Origin of the sequence: Sphingomonas anseongensis (assembly GCF_023516495.1) — a bacterium.
GTDB lineage: Bacteria > Pseudomonadota > Alphaproteobacteria > Sphingomonadales > Sphingomonadaceae > Sphingomicrobium > Sphingomicrobium anseongensis.
In genome coordinates this window covers 2,054,491-2,070,319 of sequence record NZ_JAMGBC010000001.1, presented here as the reverse complement: position 1 = coordinate 2,070,319, position 15,829 = coordinate 2,054,491, and the positions used below count along the sequence as shown (strand labels likewise).

Sequence of the window (15,829 nt, the reverse complement as noted above, 5' to 3'; positions counted from 1 at the left end):
GGGTTATACGGAAATGGTTAACGCCGCCCTTACTATGGATCGAGTTCGACGTCCCAATAGAGGTAATCGCGCCACGTTTCGTGCAGGTGGTTGGGCGGAAAGCGGCGTCCGTGGTCCTGCAGTTGCCAGCTCGTCGGCCGGATCGGCTCGCGCTCGACATGAAGCCCCGCCTGCCTGGGCGTCCGGCCACCCTTCTTGAGGTTGCACGGAGCGCAGGCCGTGGCGACATTCTCCCATGTCGTCCGGCCGCCCTGGGCTCGGGGAATGACGTGATCGAACGTCAGCTCCTTGTTCGACCCGCAATAAACGCAACGGAAGCGGTCGCGAAGGAACAGGTTGAACCGGGTGAAGGCCGGATATTCGTTCGGCCTGACGAATTGGCGAAGGGCGATCACCGACGGAAGCTTCAAAGCCACGGTCGGGCTGTGCACTTCGCGCTCGTAATGGGCGACGACGTCGACGCGCTCCAGGAACATCGCCTTCACCGCCGTCTGCCACGGCCACAGGCTCAGCGGGAAATAGGACAAAGGCGTGTAATCAGCGTTGAGGACCAACGCCGGGCAGCTTTCCGGATGACGGATGATTTCCGGGTGATACATGCGCGGGCAATGCTCCTTCGCTCGCCCGCTCGATCAACTCCGGCCCTGTCGCACTCAAGGAGGAGAGGGTCCAGCCGGCCCGTCTTCCCTTGCGCCAAGCCGGGTGCCAAGCCGGCGTGACATGCCTAAACAGCATTTTCCGAGACTCGCGGTCAAGTGCAGCGTGAGATGCTGACCAGCCGTTTCGCGCCTTCTCCGACCGGTCAGTTGCATCTGGGCCACGCTTACAGTGCCGCGCTCGCGCATGATGCGGCCCGTTCGGCTGGCGGGCGCTTCCTGCTCCGCATCGAGGATCTCGACCAGACGCGGAGCAGGCGCGAGTTCGTAAGCGGAATCGAGGAAGACCTCCGCTGGCTGGGCCTGGATTGGGACGGTGAGCCGCTGGTCCAGTCGCGGCGAAGCGCAATCTATCAGCAGGTACTGGAGAGCCTGCAAAGGGAAGGACTGGTTTATCCCTGCTTCTGCACCCGCTCGGACATCGCCGCGGCCCTCAATGCACCGCACGGCCCCACCGCTCGCTATCCCGGTACGTGCCGGGGGCTTGCCGACGATCCCGAGCGCCGAGCGGCGGCGCCCCACAGCTGGCGGCTCGACGCGGCCAAGGCGGTCGCGCGCGTGGGCCTGCCCACTTGGACCGAATTCGACGGCGAGCGATTCGCCGCGTCGTCCGACGACATCGATGACGAGATCCTCGCTCGGAAAGACGCCCCTGCCAGTTATCACCTCGCCTGCGTCGTGGACGACGCTGACAGCGGCGCGACACTGGTCGTTCGCGCCGCCGACCTGCGATCGTCCACTTCGGTCCAGCGGCTTCTGCAGATGCTGCTCGGTCTTCCCGAACCTGTCTATTTGCACCACCCTCTGGTGGTGCACGAGGACGGGCGTCGCCTGGCCAAGCGCGACAAGGCGCCGACGCTCGCCGCCATGCGCGAAAGCGGCGTCGACGGGCGCGAGTTGTCACACTCACTCGTCACCGGGCGGCTGCCTGCTGGTTTTCGGCTGGCGGAAGCCTAAATAGGCGCCATGCAGATTTTCCTCGCTATTCTCCTCGTCGCGGCAATGGGCGCGACAGCCTATGTCCTCGTTCGCGGAGTGGTCACAATGGCGTCGGGCCGTGTCGGCTCCAGCGAGCAGCAACAGCAGTGGATGCGCAAGCGCGTGCTGTTCCAGGCCGTCGCCATCATCCTCGTCATTCTCATCCTGGTGGTCGCCGGCGCCGCCGGCCGTTAGGCCCGATCATGGTCAAGCTGAACAAGATCTACACACGCACCGGCGACAAGGGCACCGCCGGGCTGGTGGATGGGTCGAGGGTCAGCAAGGCTGGCCTGCGGATGGCGGCGATCGGCGACGTCGATGAGGCCAATGCGGCGGTCGGGGCTGCGATCGCGCTCCTCAATCCGGTTGTCGGCGAACGGCTTCGCAGGGTGCAGAACGAGCTGTTCGACCTCGGCGCTGACATTGCGACGCCCGGGGAGATCGAAGGTGCGCTTCGAATTGTCGGCAGCCAGGTCGAACGGCTGGAGCAGGAAATCGACGCGATGAACGAGTCGCTCGATCCGCTGACCAGCTTCATACTTCCCGGCGGATCGGCCGAGGTCGCCGCGCTGCACCTTGCCCGCACCGTCGTCCGCCGCGCCGAGCGATCGGCGGTTGCGCTGTCGCAGGGCGAGCAGGTGAACCCGGACGCCCTCGCCTATATCAACCGCCTGTCCGATCTCCTGTTCGTCGCCGCGCGCTTCGTAGCGTCAAGCCAAGGGGGAGACGTGCTCTGGCAACCCGGCGCAACCCGCTAGCGAGGCCTGCCTCGGCACTTGGCGAGCGCTATCTCGCGACGCGTCGGCTGACGCTCGAGCTCGCCGCTCCGCTTTCGGATGCTGATGCGACCATCCAGCCCTTTCCCGACGCATCGCCGGCAAAATGGCACCTCGCCCACACGAGCTGGTTCTTCGAGACCTTCGTCCTTCGAGCGAACGTTCCCGGCTATGCCCCGTTCGACGAGCGCTTCGGATATCTGTTCAATTCCTATTACGAGGGCGAGGGCGAACGGCACGCGCGCCCGAAGCGCGGGATGCTGAGCCGTCCGTCGCTGGACGAGGTCCGATCCTATAGGGCCCACGTCGATGAAGCCCTGATGCAGGCATTGCCGTCGCTCGGCGCGGCTGCGCTCGACCTGGTGGAGCTGGGAATCAACCACGAGCAGCAGCACCAGGAGTTGCTCCTGACCGACATCCTCGCGACCTTCGCCGAGAATCCGCTCGAGCCCGCCTATGGCGCAGCCACCGCCACCGACGCTGGCGCAACGACGCTCGAGTGGATCGAAGGCCGCACGGGAATCATCGAGATCGGCGCAGGGGCTGACGGTTTCGCGTTCGACAGCGAACGGCCGCGGCACCGAGTGTTCCTGAACCCCCATTCGATCGCCTCGCTGCCGGTGACGAACGCCGAATGGCAGGAGTTCATCGCTGACGGCGGTTACCGAAAACCGACGCTGTGGCTGGCCGACGGATGGGACTGGGTTCGCCGCGAGCGCATCAGTGCACCTCTCTACTGGAATGAGGACGGCACGCACTTCACTCTCGCCGGCCGAGTCGAGCGCGACGCCGCCGCACCGGTCGCCCATGTCAGCTTTTACGAAGCCGACGCCTTCGCTCGTTGGGCAGGCGCTCGCCTCCCGCGCGAAGATGAATGGGAAAGCGCGGCGCGGGACGACGACCCGCTCTCCGGCCAGCAGCTCGACACAGGCGGAGCGGCCGTCCCACGGCCCAAGTCCGGTTTCTTCGGCTCGGTCTGGGAATGGACGCAAAGTGCGTTCAGCCCCTACCCGGGCTTCGCTCCCGCCGAAGGAACGGTGGGCGAGTATAACGGCAAGTTCATGTGCGGGCAGTTCGTCCTGAAAGGCGCCAGCTGCGCCACTCCGCGCGGCCACAGCCGGGCGAGCTACCGCAACTTCTTCCCGCCGCACGCTCGGTGGCAATTCACGGGGCTGAGGCTTGCCCGGGACAGCTGATCCGCAATTTCGGCAGGACGTGCTCGCCGGACTGTCCGCGCCGATCCCGGCCGTTCCCGCTCGCTGGCTTTACGACCTTCGCGGTTCGGAGCTGTTCGACGAGATCACCAGGCTTCCGAGCTATTATCCGACCGAAACCGAAACGGCGCTTCTCAAGCAAATCATGCCGGAACTGGCCACGGCGATCCCGAGGGGAACGGCAGTGGTCGAGTTCGGCGCCGGATCGGCGACCAAGACCCCCCTTCTGCTCGAAGCGATCGCTCCGGCGGCATATGTACCCGTCGACATTTCCGGCGACTATCTTGGCTCCAGCGCGGACATGCTTCGGGAGCGTTTTCCCGACCTCGCGATCTACCCGGTGGCGGCGGACTTCGCCCGCCCCTTCGAACTTCCAGGCGAAGTTCTCGACCCGCCAAAGCTCGGCTTCTTCCCGGGATCCACGATCGGCAATTTCGTCCCGCGCACGGCCACCGACCTGCTCCGCCATTTCCGCGACCTGCTTGGAACGGGTTCGCTGCTTTTGATCGGAATGGACCGTGTGAAGCCCATCGAGCGGCTGCTTGCCGCTTATGACGAGCCCGAGGGCGTCACTGCCAGCTTCAACCTCAACCTCCTCGAGCGAATCAATCGCGAGCTCGATGGGGACATCCCGGTCGACGCCTTCCGCCACGAGGCGCGGTGGAACGACATGCTGTCGAGGATCGAAATGCACCTCGTCGCAACCAGCGACGTCGAGTTCACCGTTTCCGGCAAGCCCTTCGCGTTCAAGGCAGGCGAATCGATCCACACGGAGAACAGCCACAAATATCCGCGCCGCGGAGCTCGCCTGCTGCTGCTCGCGGGCGGTTGGACCCCCGTCGCGGAGTGGGAGGATCCGGCTGGAGACTTTTCGATCGTCCTCGCGCAAGCTCAGCCAAACCGCTTCGCACCGTGATTGCCCGCCGCGGACGCTACGGCTAAGCCCCGCCCATGCTGATCGCCCTCTTTGATATCGCCGACCTCCTGCTCAGCGTCCTCGCTTGGATCATCATCATCCAGGTGATCCTGAGCTGGCTGTTCGCCTTCAACGTCCTCAACACCCGCTCAGGTGCGGTCCGGTCGATCACCACGGCGCTCGATAAGCTCACGGCACCGCTCTATCGGCCGATCCGCGCGGTGCTGCCGGACTTCGGCGGGATCGACTTTTCGCCGCTGGTGCTGCTGCTGGTGATCAAGATCATCCAGATGCTGCTGCATGGGGCCGAACGCAGCCTCTATTTGCAGACGGTATGACCGCGAAGCGGATCGACGGAAAAGCCGCCGGGCTGGCGCTTCGGGAGCAAGTCGCCGTTGCAGCGGCCGAGTTCCAGGCCAGGACCGGCCGTGCGCCTGGGCTGGCGACAGTCCTGGTCGGCGAAGACCCAGCCAGCTCCGTCTATGTCCGCTCCAAAGGCAAAGCGACCGCCGAGGCGGGCATGGAAAGCTTCGCCCATCACCTGCCGGCGGACACCAGCGAGGAAGCCCTTCTCGATCTCGTCGTGCTCCTCAACAATGACGACCGGGTCGACGGAATCCTCGTCCAGCTTCCGCTTCCGCCACACATGGACTCTTCAAGGGTCATCGCGGCGATCGATCCCGCGAAGGACGTCGACGGCTTTCATCCAGTCAACGCAGGCCGCCTCGCGACCGGGCTCGACGCGCTAGTGCCCTGCACCCCGCTCGGCTGCCTCCACCTGCTGAAGAACGAGCTCGGAAGCCTCAGCGGCAAGGATGCGGTGGTGATCGGCCGCTCCAACATCGTCGGCAAGCCGATGGCGATGCTGCTGATCGGTGAGAGCGCGACGGTCACCGTAGCCCATTCCCGCACGCGCGATCTACCGGACGTCGTCCGGCGCGCGGACATCGTCGTCGCCGCCGTCGGAAGGCCGGAGATGATCCGCGGCGACTGGATCAAGCCCGGGGCGGTCGTCATCGACGTCGGAATCAATCGCGTCGCCGCCGCCGATGAAGGCAAGACCCGATTGGTCGGCGACGTTGCCTTTGGCGAGGCGGCCGAGGTCGCGTCGGCGATCACCCCGGTTCCTGGCGGAGTCGGCCCGATGACGATCGCAATGCTTCTTAGAAACACCTTGGTTGCCGCGCACCGCCGCGCTGGCCTCGCCGATCCGGAAGGACTGTAGATGCTGACTCTTCTCGCTGCCGCGTCGATCGCCACTGCAGTCGATGCCGAACGCGCCTTCGCCGCGGACTCGCACCGCATTGGACAATGGACTGCCTTCCGCAAATGGGCGGACAAGGATGCAGTCATGTTCGCCCCGACCGCGGTGGCCGCCCAGGAGTTCCTCAAGGACCGAAAGGACCCGCCGGAATCCCTCGATTGGGCGCCTTCGGACAGCTGGGTTTCCTGCGACGGCCGAACGGCCATCAACCGCGGCCCGTGGACCGGTGCGAAGGGGAAGACGCACGGCTATTTCACGACCGTTTGGATGCGTCAGAAGTCCAGCTGGCGCTGGGTCTATGATGGCGGCGACGCCCTGGCCGAGCCGATGGCGCTTCCCCCAAGGCCGCGCGTGGTCCGTGCCAGCTGCAGCGGGCGGATGAAGATTCCGGCCGCTTATCGCCGAACGGTCGGGACGACTGCGAGGCTTGCTGGAAAGGCTCCAGGCGAGGCCGGACAGGGGCGATCTGCCGACGGAACTTTGATCTACAAATGGAAGGTCGCCGCGGGTGGAGCCCGGCATTTCCAGGCGAAGCTTTGGAACGGCCGCTCCTATCGAATCATCCTGGACCAGTCCGTGGCGGCACCCACGCCATGATGGAGCTGTTCGGATCGGCCCTGGTCACCTTCCTGGTGATCATCGATCCGCCCGGCTGTGCACCGATTTTCGCCAGTCTCACGCGGGGCGCTTCCGAAGCTCACCGCCGGGCGATGGCCATCCGCTCCTCGCTGATCGCCTGGGCAATCCTCCTGTTCTTCGCGCTTCTGGGCAAGCCCATGCTCCAGGCGCTGGGCATCAGTCTCGCCAGCTTCAGGATAGCGGGCGGGATTATGCTGTTCTTCATCGCCATCGACATGGTGTTCGAGCGCCGCACCGAGCGCCGCGAGAAGCGGGCGGAAGAGATCGAGAGGACTCCCGAGACCGAGGACGTGAGCGTCTTCCCAATGGCAATTCCAATGATCGCCGGCCCCGGATCGATCGCAAGCGCGATGCTCTGGGTTTCACGCGCCGACACCGCAATCGACGTGGTCGTGGTGCTTGCCGCCATCACCGCGGTGATGCTGATCACGCTGGTGACCCTGCTCGCATCCGGCGCGCTGATGCGGCTGATCGGCGAGAAGGTGGAAGCTATGATTACGCGGATCCTAGGCGTGATCCTGGCCGCGCTCGCCGCCCAGTTCGTCGTCGACGGCCTGAAACAAAGCTTTCCGAACGCTCTCGCCTAGCGCACGATCTTCCACATCCGGAACGGCGAATTCGCGGGTAGCGGAACCGGCGTAAGCCAGCCCGGCACCTGCCCCTTCTGCAGCTGCGCATAGAAGCCGTTCGGAGCTTCGGAAGTGAAGATCGTGGTCGTCGAGGCGTTCGGGCAGGTCAGAAGATAATCCGCGCGGTACTTGGCGAAAATCTGCCGGGCCTGATCGGCGCTGCCGCGGAACGCCTTCATCGCGTCGACGATCTGCTCTCCGTTGCGGTGGTACGGCCCCATAATCGAATCATGGTGGGTGACAGTGATCAGCCGCGGCGCAAGGTCGATGAACGTGAAGACCACGCCTTTCGGCTGCAAAGCGATCGGGTGGTAAGAACCGATGAAGTTGCACAGCCGGTTGGCGCGCTCCACCTGGATTTCGCGCGGGGTGAGTTTCCGTCCGGGGGCGAAGTAATCGAGGCCAAGCGGCACGACAGCCCCGAAGCCGATCAGAGCGATGGAGACCAGCCCGAGGACCTGGACGATGGAGCTCCGGGTCCGTTCGAAGATCGGCGCCAGCACCCAGATGATCGAGACCGCGCCGACTGCAGCGAGCATCTGCGCAGCGGGGCCGGTCCTGACCTGCCAGAAGAGGAGAAGCGTTGCGACGAGGGCCGGCGCCCAAGCGGCAATGGTTCGCCTGAACAGGTCGCCGTCCTTGCGGTTATGCCACGCAAGGAGGAGCCATCCGAACGTTGCAGTAACCGGCAGGGCAAGTATCAGCGTCGCGACCTGCCATGTGTGGCGATAGACCGGCCGCGCCTCGCGAACGTGGCTGAGCCAGAGCGAATAGGTTTCGGCCGAGACATTCTCCGGCCGCCCGAGGCAGTACGGCCAGGCTAACGCATGAAATGCTGCGACCACCGCCCCGGCAGCGAGCGCCATTGCCAGCCGGATTCTCCAGTCTGCGGGAGTGAGAAGCGCCAGTAGCGACAACAGCGCCGAGGCAAGAAGCAGGTCCGACAACCAGACCGGAGACAAGGCGTCACAGACTGCGGCTCGGTTCGCGTAGGAGGCAAAGACGAGAAAGCAGAACGCCACGCCACCGCCCAGGCTCACGGCATAGGCGATCGCCCGTCGCTGCTGGCGCGGGTCGGCGACCCAGAACAGGGCGACCGCGGCGCCCATGACCGCGAGGTAGATGATCATCTCCAGGCCGATGGCGAGCGATAGCGCGGTGGTGATTCCGAGCGTCACTCCGCCGCGCGCGCGCTTCGGATCGGCGAGCCCGGCGACGCTCACGGCGAGAAATGCCAGCTGCCAGCCGTGGTGATCCAGCCTTTCCGGCATGAACATGCTGTTGCTCAGGCCCGCGACGATCAGCGTGAGCGCAGGAAGAAAAAAGGCGCGCGGATCAATCAGCCGTCTTGCGGTAAGCGCGACCCCGAACAGAAGCACCGAATAAGGGATCATCGGAGCAATCGCGGCCGCAATCCGCTCCGCATCCGCCCCGCCGACGAACGGCCTGGCAAGCAGGATGATGCCGGCTATCGGAAGGTCGACCAGCCGGCTCCAGTGGATGTTGGCGCCGAACGGCGGATTGAGCCGATATTGCCTGAGGTCGAACCAGTCCTGCCCGTGAAGCAGCGCGCGCACCTGCATCATGCGCATGTTGTCGTCGGTGTCGCCGAGGGCGAAGGTGAGGATGTTCGACCAGCGCGTGTAGGCCCACCAGGCGCACGTGATCAGCCAAATGGCGATGAGGATCGGCTTCCAGTGCCGCTCGAGGAAGGCAAGGATCCGGGCTACAGGAACGTCGTCCTTGCGCTTAAGCATGTTTCGCGCTGTAGCCGCTCGACTTTAAAGGGCAAGCAGCCGCAAATGGCGACCAGATTGAATTTCGACGAGCGGACGTTCTCGCAGCTTGTCCGCTTTGCCGTGGTCGGCTTCTTTCTCGCCGGGGTTTACTCGGCAATCTACTGGTACCTTGCGACTTATGTGATGCCGCCGATGCTCGCGGTCGTCTTCGCTTTCGCGGTCGCGGTCAGCATCGGCTTTGTGATGCACAGCCGCTGGAGCTTCCGCGGTCACGGCAAGCGCGAGGACCGCCGGCTGAAGATGAAGTTCCTGTTGGTGCAGGCATCGGGCTTCTTTCTCAACGAGGCGTTCACGTGGGTCCTGACCGGCCCACTTCACGGCCCGACCTGGTGGCCGCTGGTGCCCGCGATCTTCGTCACTCCGCTGGCGACCTACATCTTCAACCGGCAGTGGGTTTTCCGCTGATGGAGCGGGTGGTCTACGATCGGATGGCGGAGCTCGATGAGCTTCACTGGTGGTACCGCGCCCGCCGCGAGGTTCTCGACGCGCTTATCCGTCGGACCGTCCAGCCGCCGAAGGATGCGCGGGTCCTCGAGGTCGGCTGCGGGACCGGCCACAATATCCGGATGCTGGAGCGGTTCGGCTCGGTCGACGGGATCGAGATCGATCCGGAGGCGCGGGGGTTCGCCGAAAGAAGGCTGGGCCGCGAGGTGTCCTCGGCAGCGCTTCCCGAGCTGTCGGGCATCGAGCGGAGCCGGTACGACCTGGTTGCGGCGCTCGACGTGGTCGAGCATATCGACGACGACAATGCGGCAATCGCCGGCCTCGCCTCGTGCCTCAAACCGGGAGGAAAGCTGCTGGTGACGGTTCCGGCGCACCAGTGGATGTGGTCGGCGCACGACGAGCTCAACCACCACAAGAGGCGTTATTCGAAACGGGGACTTCGAAGCCTGATCGAGGGCTCGCCTCTCCGCCTCGACGCGCTCGGCTATTTCAACAGCTTGCTGTTCCCGCTTGCCGTCGGTGCCCGCCTGGCGGCGAAGGCGACCGGGCGTGGCGGCGGCGACGACGCGCTTCCGCCGAAGCCGGTGAATTATGCCTTCGAGCGCGCCTTCGCGGCCGAGCGGCGCTTGATCGGCAAGTTTCCGCTACCGCCCGGGCTGTCGCTGTTCGCGGTCGCAACAGCGACCTGACCCAGGCGCCCGGTGCGATGCTCCGCTCCGGCGATTTCCTGGACGATGTAGAGCGGCCGCCGCTTAGTCTCATTGTAGAGGCGGCCGATATATTCGCCCATCAGTGCGAGGACGAACATCTGCACGGCGCCGAGCACGACCACTACGAACATCAGCGACGTCCAGCCGGGGATGCTGCGCCCGGTCAGCCACGCGTAGAGGATGAACAGGACGATCACGACCGAACCGATGGAAAGCGCAAGACCGGCATGGCTCGCCAGCTTCAGCGGCGCCGAGGAAAAGCCGGTCAAAGCGTCGAAGGCGAAGCGGAGCATCTTGCTTAGCGGATATTTGGTGTCTCCGGCGAAACGCTCGTCGCGGTCGTAGAGTATCGGCACCTGCTTGAAGCCGATCCACGCGACCATCCCACGGATGAACCGCGCCTGCTCCGGCATCGCCAGGAACATGTCGAGTGCGCGGCGGCTGATTAGCCGGAAGTCGCCCGCGTCGAGCGGAATGTCGACGTCGGTCGCGCTAGCAAGAAGGCGGTAGAAGCCGTGGGCGGTCGCGCGCTTGAACGCGGTCTCGCCCTTGCGGCTCTTGCGCACTCCATAGACGACGTCGGCTTTCTCGCGGTGCATCGTTTCGACCATGTCCGCCAGAAGCTCCGGCGGGTCCTGGAGGTCGGCATCGATCACCAGGATCAGCTCGCCTCGAGCAAGGTCCAGGCCGGCCGTGAGTGCAAGCTGGTGGCCGTGATTGCGCGACAGGTTGACCGCGACGAGATGCGGATCGGCGGCCGACATCTGCTGCATGATCGGCCAGCTGCCATCCGTCGAGCCGTCGTTGACCAGCACGATTTCGTAATCGTCCCCGAACGTTGTTCGGGCGGCGGACGATAGACGCTCATGGAGCGTATCCAGGCACGCCTGCTCATTGAAGCAGGGAACGACGATCGACAGGCTGTTCATCAATGCAACCGATAGAGGATTGAGCGTGGACCGCGCCATACCGGTTTCATGCCCTCGGTGAGAGTTTCGTCGAATGGGGGCGGATTGATCAGCCAGAGATAATCGAAATCCTGCCTCGGGACGAGGGCGAGCGCCTGGTTGATCGACCACAACGGCCCGACGGCGCACCCTTCGCGCCGGACCCGCTGCGAAGGATCGGCCGCGAAATGTCCGGCCGTGCCGTAGCGAAGGTCCAGCAGGTTCAACCCTTCCATCACCCATTGGTCGTTGGAAAAGCCCTGTTTGCGAACAACGACCATGGCGCCGAGATGGCTGTCGCGCGGAAGCGGCCAATAGCCTCCGCACGGATCGCCGACGAGGGTGACGACGCGTGCGCCCATCGGCAGATGGTCGAGTGCAGGGAAGCGCGACTCCTGCTCGTCCGACGCGATCGCGAGGCTGGCCGTCGTGCTTCCGATACGAAGGATTGCGAAGCCTAGCCCGAGCACGGCCAGCACCGTTCCAAGCCGAGGCGCGGGTGCGCGGAAGCGGATCGCGAGCAGCGCCACGGCAATCGCGTAAGGAACCAACCGCATGTCGGCATAGGCCGAGCCGAAGATGATGCGAGGAAGCAGCACGTAAACGGCTGCCAGCACCAATGCCGAAAATGCGAGGTTGCGGGAGAAGGTCAGCTTCGCCCGCTGTCCGATCCGGCGAAACAGGCCGAGCAGCGAGCTGATCAACGCCAGGAGGAGAACGATCCCGCATATCGCGACCGATGCCAGGTCCCAGCTTTTCCAGCGGTCCCTCAGCGCCATTTCGACCCAACGCCACTTGGCGCTCCAGTTGAACCAGTCGATCGTGTTGCCGCCGTGGGTCTCGCTTCGCCAGGCGAGCATGACGAGCAGCGGCAGCGCCATCACCGAGGCATTGAGTGCCGCGTACCACCCTGCTTTCAGCCAGCCGATCCCGCGGTCGTGCTGGCGAACCGCTTCGGCCGAAAAACAGAGGAGGCCCAGCGCGCCCCAGCCGTAGGTGTGGCAGAAGAAGATGACGAGGGAGATCGGGACGAACAGCCAGCCCCTGAGGCGAGTCCGGCCCAGCCGCCCAAGCCTCAGCCACAGCGCGAAGGCAAGGAATGCTAGCGCCATGGACAAGGCGAAGTTGACGAAGCCGAACAGGAACGGGTGACCGTAGACGAATGGAATCGCGAAAAAAGCGGTCGGCGGAATCCGCCCGTGAACCTCGTGAGTGACCCACAGGAAGCCCGCCGCGGTCATCGGCGGGATCAGGAGCACGATGAGCTTCACCGCCGGCTCGAGGCCGATGAGGCGGCCGAGCGGCATGACCAGCAGGTCGACGCCCAGGTTGCCGATCGCCGCCCAGTGAAAGCCGTAATAGTCGCGAAGCCACGGCGAATTGCCGATGTCGAGCTGGACCCGGTAGCGGCCCATATGGCCGAACAGGTCCACCAGCGGCGGAATTTGCGGATAGATCAGCGGAATTGCCGACAGCAGGACCGCGGCCACCACGACCCAGCGGCGGCTCCACCATGGACCTGGCCCTGTATTCTCCACGTCGACCACGTCGCTCGTGCCGCCCCCTGACGCCCTTTCGATTGGCGCTCGTCTTTACGGCGCTGACTCGCTTGGCAACAGTTTATTGAGCGAGGCAGGCCGCCGGCCGTCACCGCGATGCCGGTTCAACGTCGATACAGCTTCCGAGCGCTAGCCTCCCGGCCAGATTATCTGGAGTGACTTCAATGAGAAACATGATCCTCGCAGCGGCAGCAGCCGCTTCGCTAGCCGTCATTGCCCCGGCGATCGCGCAGACCGCGCCTGAGGCGCATCGCGGAATGTCCATGCAGCCGATGACTCGCGCGCAGGTCGTGGAGAAGGTTCAGGCCCACTTCGCCAAGCTGGATTCCAACAAGGACGGGTTCGTCACCAAGGAGGAGGCCCAGGCCGTCCGGGAGGCGAGGCGCGTCGAGATCACCAAGCGCGTGCAGGAGCGCGGCGACCAGCGTTTCGATCGCATGGACGCCAATCATGACGGGTCGATCAGCCGTCAGGAGTTCGATTCAGCCCGGCAGGCGATGACGTCGCGCGGCGACCGCGGCCATCGCGTCGTGATGCGCGAGATGCACGGCGGAATGATGGGCAACCTGTTCGATATGGCCGACGCCAACAAGGACAGCCGGGTGTCGCTGCAGGAAGCGACGGCCGCGGCCGTTGCGCATTTCGATGCCGCCGATCTCAACCATGACGGAACGCTGACGCCCGAGGAGATGCGGGCCGCCCATCAGGCGATGCGCGGCAAGCCCGCCAAGCGTTAAGCCGTTTCCTTCTGTTTCGAAGAGGCCCGGCGCGTTTGTGCCGGGCCTTTTTTCTTTGTCGCGGCGGGCTTCACGCGGAGGCGCTTTTCCGCCTCCATCATATAATCGCGGGTGATCGGCAGTGCCCGCCGGTCGCGGATATACTGGACCTGGTAATTGCAGCCCCCTCCGCTTTCGAACATCACGATGCCGCCTGCCAGGTAGAATTCCCACATGCGGAAGAAGCGCGCGTCGTACATCGCCTCGATCTTCGCCCGGTTCTCGTTCACCCGGTCCAGCCAGTGGCGAAGCGTGTACGCATAGTGGAGCCTTAGGGTCTCCAGGTCGCTGACGATCAGCTTCGCATTCTCGCTGGCGGAGCACATCTGGCTCAGCGACGGGAGGTGGTAGCCCGGGAAAATCCACTTGTCGGTGAACGGGTCCGGCTTCTTCGAAATGCCGAACTTCCCGATCGTGTGGAGGAGCATCACACCATCGCGCTTGAGCAGTCGGCGGCAGGCCGCGAAGAACTCGTCGTAATATTCCAGCCCGACATGCTCGAACATTCCGACCGATACGATCCGGTCGAACTCGCCTTGAAGCACGCGATAGTCGATCAGCTCGAACTTCACGTGGTCCGAGACTCCAGCCTCCTCGGCCCGCCTCCGCGCAACGCGAAGCTGGTCTTCGGAAAGGGTAATCCCGAGAACGTCAACCTTGGCGGCCTGATAGAGATAAATCGCGAGCCCGCCCCAACCCGAGCCGATGTCGAGAACCCTCTGTCCCGGCTGGAGGTAGAGTTTCGAGGCGATATGCGCCTTCTTCTCCCACTGCGCCTGCTCGAGCTCGTTGTCCGGCGAAGTGAAGTAAGCGCAGCTGTACTGCCGGTCTGAATCGAGGAACGTCTCGTAAAGCTCATCGCCGAGATCGTAATGATGGGCGACGTTGCGCCTGGCGCGCTTGGTGTCATTGCGCGCGAACAGGCGCTTCATCCGGCTCATTCCACGGTTCAGGACCTTCCGCGCAGTCCTGCCCTCTTCCCATGGGTTGGAGCCCATCACGATTTCCAGGAGGTCGAGGATGGTGCCCTCCTCCAGGACGATCCTGCCGTCCATATAGGCTTCGCCGAAGCCGAGACGTGGGTTCTTGAGGATCTCGAACGGCACCTTGGCGTCGGTGAAGCGGGCTTTCACATGCTTGCCGCGGCCGGGCCCATAGGTTCGCGGTTCCTTGCCCGCCTCGGTTAGCGTGATGCTGCCCTTGGTGAGCAGTCGGTCGATCATTTTGCCGATTAACGACACTCTTCGGCTCCCGGACGCTTCAATTGCAGCGGCAAATGCCACGCTGCGCGGCGCGCCGCAATCACACGGGGGCCGGTGTCTTGCGCTTTCGTTCCGATGAAGTCTTCAGCTGGCCGCAGGCGGCATCGATGTCGCGGCCCCGCGGGGTGCGAACCGGCGCCGAAATGCCGGCCTCGAAGACGATGTTGCTGAATGACCTGATCCGCTCCGGAGTCGAACATTCGTAGGGAGCGCCCGGCCAGGGATTGAACGGGATCAAATTGACCTTCGCCGGCAGCTTGTACTTGCGGAGCAGGCGGACGAGTTCACGCGCATCCTCGTCGCTGTCGTTCTTGTCCTTCAGCATCACATATTCGAATGTGATGCGTCGGGCGTTGTTGGCACCGGGGTAAGCCGCGCAGGCCTCCAGCAATTGCTCGATGCCGTACTTGCGATTGAGCGGCACGATCTCGTCGCGGACCTCCTTCGTAACCGCGTGAAGCGAGACCGCGAGATTGACCCCGATCTCCTCGCCCGCGCGCTCCATCATCGGCACCACGCCGGATGTCGAAAGGGTGATCCGCCGCTTGCTGAGGCCCAGCCCGTCACCGTCCATCACGATCTTCAGAGCGTCGCGGACATTGTCGAAATTGTAGAGCGGCTCGCCCATGCCCATCATCACGATGTTGGTGAGCATCCGCCCTTCGGGCTGGTAGTTGTTTTCCGACTCTTCGCCGGCTTTGGGCCATTCGCCGAGGGAGTCGCGGGCAAGCATTACCTGGCCGACGATCTCGGACGGGTCGAGGTTGCGGACAAGCCGCATCGTCCCGGTGTGGCAGAAGCGGCAGTTCAAGGTGCAGCCCACCTGGCTTGAGACGCACAGGGTTCCGCGGTCGGCGTCGGGGATGAACACCATCTCGAACTCATTGCCGTCGTGCGTCCGGAGCAGCCACTTGCGAGTGCCGTCCGACGAAGCCTGCGCCTCGACGACTTCAGGCCGGGAGATGACGAAGCGCTCGGCAAGCCACGGCCGCTGGGTCTTGGCGATGTCGGTCATCGCCTCGAAATCGGTGACTCCGCGATTGTAGATCCAGTGCCACAGCTGCTTCGAGCGGAGCTTCGCGTTACGGGCGTCCAGTCCCGCTGCCTCGAGCGCAGCACGCATCCCTTCCTTCGAAAGGCCAACGAGCTCCGTCCTGCCTTCGTCGCTAGCAGGGGCGCCCCGTGCCACAGGCACAGGGTCGATCACGCCGGGGATCGGCATCAGGTTGGTGTCGGCACTCATGGCGGGGCGCCTATCTA

The 15,829-nt window shown here is 64.4% G+C and carries 18 protein-coding genes; 12 read left to right on the top strand and 6 right to left on the bottom strand.

Translation table 11 applies throughout. The features are described from left to right. Positions 1-32: 32 nt before the first annotated feature. Positions 33-599, bottom strand: coding sequence for an HNH endonuclease (locus LZ519_RS10680; protein ID WP_249868654.1), 567 nt, complete (start codon positions 597-599; stop codon positions 33-35). Between the two features lie 168 nt (positions 600-767). Between LZ519_RS10680 and gluQRS the strand changes: the two genes are divergently transcribed. Genes gluQRS through LZ519_RS10635 form a run of 9 tightly spaced genes read left to right on the top strand, consistent with a single transcriptional unit; the run spans position 768 to position 7,030 of the window. Then, a complete protein-coding gene (gene gluQRS, locus LZ519_RS10675) occupies positions 768-1,613 on the top strand; it encodes a tRNA glutamyl-Q(34) synthetase GluQRS (RefSeq protein ID WP_249868653.1) in 846 nt (281 codons plus the stop codon). Positions 1,614-1,622: 9 nt separating this feature from the next. After that, complete coding sequence (locus tag LZ519_RS10670) at positions 1,623-1,829, top strand: twin transmembrane helix small protein (RefSeq protein ID WP_249868652.1); 207 nt, start codon at positions 1,623-1,625, stop codon at positions 1,827-1,829. Positions 1,830-1,837: 8 nt separating this feature from the next. Next, a complete protein-coding gene (locus tag LZ519_RS10665) occupies positions 1,838-2,392 on the top strand; it encodes a cob(I)yrinic acid a,c-diamide adenosyltransferase (RefSeq protein WP_249868651.1) in 555 nt (184 codons plus the stop codon). Continuing rightward, entirely contained in the window at positions 2,368-3,606 is a 1,239-nt protein-coding gene (egtB, locus tag LZ519_RS10660; RefSeq protein ID WP_348539400.1) for an ergothioneine biosynthesis protein EgtB, read from the top strand. The genes LZ519_RS10665 and egtB overlap by 25 nt, the downstream gene beginning before the upstream one ends. Further along, the gene (egtD, locus tag LZ519_RS10655) at positions 3,590-4,540 is read left to right on the top strand and encodes an L-histidine N(alpha)-methyltransferase (RefSeq protein ID WP_249868650.1); all 951 of its coding nucleotides are present in this window, start codon (positions 3,590-3,592) and stop codon (positions 4,538-4,540) included. The genes egtB and egtD overlap by 17 nt, the downstream gene beginning before the upstream one ends. Before the next feature lie 35 nt (positions 4,541-4,575). After that, a complete protein-coding gene (locus tag LZ519_RS10650; protein ID WP_249868649.1) occupies positions 4,576-4,878 on the top strand; it encodes a YggT family protein in 303 nt (100 codons plus the stop codon). Next, on the top strand, positions 4,875-5,765 hold the full coding sequence (gene folD / locus LZ519_RS10645) for a bifunctional methylenetetrahydrofolate dehydrogenase/methenyltetrahydrofolate cyclohydrolase FolD (RefSeq protein ID WP_249868648.1): 891 nt from the start codon (positions 4,875-4,877) through the stop codon (positions 5,763-5,765). Before LZ519_RS10650 ends, folD begins: the two co-directional genes overlap by 4 nt. After that, on the top strand, positions 5,766-6,401 hold the full coding sequence (locus LZ519_RS10640; protein ID WP_249868647.1) for a hypothetical protein: 636 nt from the start codon (positions 5,766-5,768) through the stop codon (positions 6,399-6,401). It abuts the gene before it with no gap. Next, positions 6,398-7,030 carry a MarC family protein gene (locus LZ519_RS10635; protein ID WP_249868646.1) on the top strand — a complete coding sequence of 211 codons (633 nt, stop codon included), beginning with the start codon at positions 6,398-6,400 and terminating at the stop codon, positions 7,028-7,030. Before LZ519_RS10640 ends, LZ519_RS10635 begins: the two co-directional genes overlap by 4 nt. On the opposite strand, the gene LZ519_RS10630 is transcribed toward LZ519_RS10635, so the two are convergent. Continuing rightward, entirely contained in the window at positions 7,027-8,829 is a 1,803-nt protein-coding gene (locus LZ519_RS10630; protein ID WP_249868645.1) for an AcrB/AcrD/AcrF family protein, read from the bottom strand. The two genes, LZ519_RS10635 and LZ519_RS10630, sit on opposite strands and share 4 nt — an antisense overlap. 45 nt (positions 8,830-8,874) lie before the next feature. On the opposite strand from LZ519_RS10630, the gene LZ519_RS10625 reads away from it, so the two are divergent. Together LZ519_RS10625 and LZ519_RS10620 are read left to right on the top strand one after the other, a co-directional pair. Further along, a complete protein-coding gene (locus LZ519_RS10625) occupies positions 8,875-9,276 on the top strand; it encodes a GtrA family protein (RefSeq protein ID WP_249868644.1) in 402 nt (133 codons plus the stop codon). Beyond that, complete coding sequence (locus tag LZ519_RS10620) at positions 9,261-10,004, top strand: class I SAM-dependent methyltransferase (protein WP_348539395.1); 744 nt, start codon at positions 9,261-9,263, stop codon at positions 10,002-10,004. Before LZ519_RS10625 ends, LZ519_RS10620 begins: the two co-directional genes overlap by 16 nt. On the opposite strand, the gene LZ519_RS10615 is transcribed toward LZ519_RS10620, so the two are convergent. Both LZ519_RS10615 and LZ519_RS10610 read right to left on the bottom strand, forming a co-directional pair. Then, positions 9,905-10,954 (bottom strand): glycosyltransferase family 2 protein, encoded by a 1,050-nt coding sequence (locus tag LZ519_RS10615; protein ID WP_249868643.1) that lies wholly within the window; start codon positions 10,952-10,954, stop codon positions 9,905-9,907. The two genes, LZ519_RS10620 and LZ519_RS10615, sit on opposite strands and share 100 nt — an antisense overlap. Next, positions 10,954-12,519 (bottom strand): hypothetical protein, encoded by a 1,566-nt coding sequence (locus LZ519_RS10610; protein WP_249868642.1) that lies wholly within the window; start codon positions 12,517-12,519, stop codon positions 10,954-10,956. Before LZ519_RS10610 ends, LZ519_RS10615 begins: the two co-directional genes overlap by 1 nt. 176 nt (positions 12,520-12,695) lie before the next feature. On the opposite strand from LZ519_RS10610, the gene LZ519_RS10605 reads away from it, so the two are divergent. Then, complete coding sequence (locus tag LZ519_RS10605) at positions 12,696-13,268, top strand: EF-hand domain-containing protein (protein WP_249868641.1); 573 nt, start codon at positions 12,696-12,698, stop codon at positions 13,266-13,268. Here LZ519_RS10605 and LZ519_RS10600 read toward each other — a convergent pair. Together LZ519_RS10600 and rlmN are read right to left on the bottom strand one after the other, a co-directional pair. Then, positions 13,265-14,548: a class I SAM-dependent methyltransferase gene (locus LZ519_RS10600; protein WP_431358097.1), complete on the bottom strand. Its 1,284-nt coding sequence runs from the start codon at positions 14,546-14,548 to the stop codon at positions 13,265-13,267. The two genes, LZ519_RS10605 and LZ519_RS10600, sit on opposite strands and share 4 nt — an antisense overlap. A gap of 61 nt (positions 14,549-14,609) precedes the next feature. Further along, on the bottom strand, positions 14,610-15,812 hold the full coding sequence (gene rlmN, locus LZ519_RS10595) for a dual-specificity RNA methyltransferase RlmN (RefSeq protein ID WP_249868639.1): 1,203 nt from the start codon (positions 15,810-15,812) through the stop codon (positions 14,610-14,612). Between the last annotated feature and the right edge of the window lie 17 nt (positions 15,813-15,829).